Source organism: Mesorhizobium sp. P5_C1 (genome assembly GCF_054049815.1).
Window position 1 is genome coordinate 1 of the sequence record NZ_JBFULQ010000551.1, and the last position, 3,510, is coordinate 3,510.

The following is a 3,510-nucleotide window of genomic DNA, read 5'->3' on the forward strand; positions in this document are numbered from 1 at the left end:
CCAACAGGAAATCCGCGAGTGGTCCGCCCCGCACTGTCATGTGCCCGGCAGCCTCGAGCAGATGCCAGCGGACATTCCACCAATGCCGCTTGCCGGCCCACCTCGATGTCCAGACCGTCAGTTCGGCCTCGTGCCAGAGATAATGAAGCAGGCCACGCAGCGACATCCGCCTGGGATCGGCGGTTACACTGGCGGAACTTTGCCCCGCAGGCACCGATGCCGCGCGGCTCCCCGTCTTCGACAGGCTGAAGTCCAACTTGAGGGCGGCCAAGCCGTTTTGCAGATCGAGCTGTATCGCGCTGCCCATCAAGGCGCCCAGCCCGGACAGTTCGTAAGGTGATTCATAGGAATCACAGGACGGATCATGCCCGCCGCCGCTCAGCGGCATGCGCTTGATCAGATGAAGGTCGCCTATGCGAGCGATGTACATCGGGCAGCCTGGCTCGCGGCACAGGCATAGCGGGCGCTCGCTGCGGGCATAGGCACTCACCAGCGCCGCCTGCAGGTCAGGCGCTGCCTCCTCGTAGACCGCACTGCCAATTCTGAACCGTCGCATCACCTCCACAGCTCCAGGTCGCCGCCGCATTCCTGTGCGCGCATTGAAGTCATGGGTTTGCACATTGCGCAACCCCTTTGGTGCATCGGCGCGAGAGGCAGAGGGGAGCCGGGAGGAGCGTGGCCCGGCTGGCGCGCAGAGAGTGTTGGCGCGGGCGCTATTCCCCTCTCGCGAAGGACATTTCCATGAACATTGTTTCGACTATTTCGACCGTCGCATGTACGGCTGGTTCCCTCGCCGCGTTGACGCCGGCCTCCATCAACAACGCCGAGGCAATCTATCAAGCGGCAACGTTGCTTCTACCTTTCCTCGAGCAGGGCAAGCCTGTCACCACCGCCGCACTGCGCACCGCCATGGCGACCAGTTTTGGCGGCAGCGATGCGCAAGGATTCTGGCTTTGGAAGGACGCCTATGAGGCGCTCGAAGTCGCCCAGGTGCTGTTTCTGCGCCGGTTCGGCCCTGCGATCCTGTCGCGGTCGACCACGCCGCAGGCAACGCTGGCGATGATCAAGCGCATCGCCGACCTTCTTCCTACCCATACGCGACGGTCCGACGAGAGCCAGGCCATGCAGCAGCTGTCGACGCCCTTGCCGCTCGCCTTGGTGACAGCGCACGCCGCGGCGATCGCATCTTGCGACCTCGTTCTCGAACCCTCGGCCGGCACCGGTCTGCTCGCCGTCCATGCCGAGATGGCGCGCGCCTCGATCGCCCTCAATGAGCTCGCCGCGACGCGGGCCGATCTCCTCGGCCTGCTGTTTCCCCGGGTCCCCGTCTCGCGGCACGACGCCGCCCATATCGACGATCATCTCGACGCAGGCATCGAGCCGTCCGTCGTGCTGATGAATCCACCCTTCAGCGCCGGCGCCTATGTCGGCGGCCACGTCGCCGATGCGGCATGGCGGCATCTCTCCTCCACATTCGCACGCCTGCGCGCCGGCGGGCGCCTCGTCGCCATCACCGGCACCGGGCTGTCTCCGGAAAACCCCAAATGGCGGCCCGGCTTCGAACGCCTGCAGCAGCAGGGCAACGTCATCTTCACCGCGGCGATCGACGGCCGTGTCTACGCCCGCCATGGCACCACCACTGAGACCCGCCTGACAATTATCGACAAGGTACCGGCCGCCGAACCGAAAAACTTCGTCCGGTCGCCGGGCAAAGCCACCGATGTCGAAACGCTGCTCGCCTGTATCACGGCTCTGCCGCCCCGGCTACCGGGCGGCTTTCCGGATTCGATCGGCGCGCTGTCCAACCCGCGCAATCCCGCCATGCACATGGCTGCCCGATCGGGGACAAGAGCCGCACCCCTAACAGTCTCAACTTCTGCTCCGAAGGCCATCCAATCGGTCCGTCCGATTGCGCGGGCGAAGCCCGCTCGCCAGGTGATGGCAAACAGCGTGCCGGCCGTCCCCCTCGCCTATGAGCTACGCGACTGGATGCCGGAAGAGGGCGGCCGGCTCACCGACACGATCTACGAACCCTACGCGCTACAGTCGATCGACATTCCCCGCGCAAAGCCGCATCCGACGCCGCTCGTGCAGTCGGCCGCAATGGCCGCCGTCGCGCCACCAAAACCTTCCTATCGGCCGCTTCTTCCTGATGCGATCATCGACGAAGGCCTGCTGTCGGACGCCCAGCTCGAAAGCGTCGTCTATGCCGGCGAAGCCCATTGCGGCCATCTCGCCGGCACCTGGACGGTTGACGAGACCTGCGATGTCGTCTCGGCCGCACCAGAAGGGGCTGCGAACGCTGTCCGCTTCCGCCGTGGATGGTTTTTGGGTGACGGAACCGGCTGCGGCAAGGGACGGCAGGTCGCCGGCATCATCCTCGACAACTGGCTGCAGGGGCGACGCCGCGCGATCTGGATTTCCAAGTCCGACAAATTGCTGGAAGACGCCCAGCGCGATTGGGCGGCCCTTGGCCAGGAAAAACTCCTCGTCCAGCCACTCTCGCGCTATCGGCAGGGTACGCCGATACGCCTTGCCGAGGGCATCCTGTTTACGACCTATGCCACACTCCGCTCCCAGGAGCGCGAAGGCAAGAAGTCTCGCATCGCGCAGATCATCGACTGGGTCGGGCAAGAGGCGGGGAGCGGGGAAGCCGCGACAGGGACGAAAAAAGCTTTTGATGGCGTCATCGTCTTCGACGAAGCCCATGCCATGGCAAACGCGGCGGGCGGCAAAGGCGAGCGCGGCGACGTCGCGCCCTCGCAGCAGGGCAGGGCAGGCTTGCGGCTGCAGCACGCGCTTCCCGATGCCCGCATCGTCTATGTCTCGGCGACGGGCGCGACCGCCGTCGAGAACCTGGCCTACGCGCAACGTTTCGGCATCTGGGGCAGCGAGGATTTCCCGTTCGCCAACCGCTCTGAATTCGTCGCGGCGATCGAGGATGGCGGCGTCGCCGCGATGGAAGTGCTCGCCCGTGACCTTAAGTCGCTCGGCCTCTACACGTCGCGCTCGCTCTCTTATGAAGGTGTCGAATACGACCTGCTCGAGCACGCGCTGACCGAGGAGCAGATCCGCATCTACAATGCCTATGCCGACGCGTTCCAGGTGATCCACAACAACCTGACCGCCGCACTCCAGGCGACCAACATCACCAGTGAGTCCGGCACGCTGAACCGCATCGCAAAATCGGCGGCACGCTCAGCCTTCGAGAGCACGAAGCAGTGCTTCTTCAGCCATCTAATCACCTCGATGATGACGCCGACCCTGATCAGCGCGATCGATCAGGACCTCGCCGATGGTCATTCGGCGGTCGTCCAGGTCGTCTCTACCGGCGAAGCGCTGATGGAACGACGCCTTGCCGAGATCCCGACCGAGGAATGGTCGGATCTGCATGTCGATGTCACGCCGCGCGAGTACGTCGGTGGGTACTTGATGCACTCCTTCCCCACCCAATTGTTCGAGGAATATTCGGATGCGGAGGGCCGCGTCTATTCGCGGCCTGTCCACGAC

The 3,510-nt window shown here is 64.7% G+C and carries 2 protein-coding genes; one reads left to right on the plus strand and one right to left on the minus strand.

Translation table 11 applies throughout. From position 1 onward, the window contains the following. Positions 1-556, minus strand: a 556-nt coding sequence (locus tag ACXJ7R_RS27675; RefSeq protein ID WP_457154601.1) for a DUF1173 family protein, incomplete at its 3' end; no start/stop codon positions are given. Between the two features lie 185 nt (positions 557-741). Between ACXJ7R_RS27675 and ACXJ7R_RS27680 the strand changes: the two genes are divergently transcribed. Next, positions 742-3,510 (plus strand): strawberry notch-like NTP hydrolase domain-containing protein (locus ACXJ7R_RS27680; protein ID WP_457154602.1); only part of this gene is annotated, 2,769 nt, incomplete at its 3' end.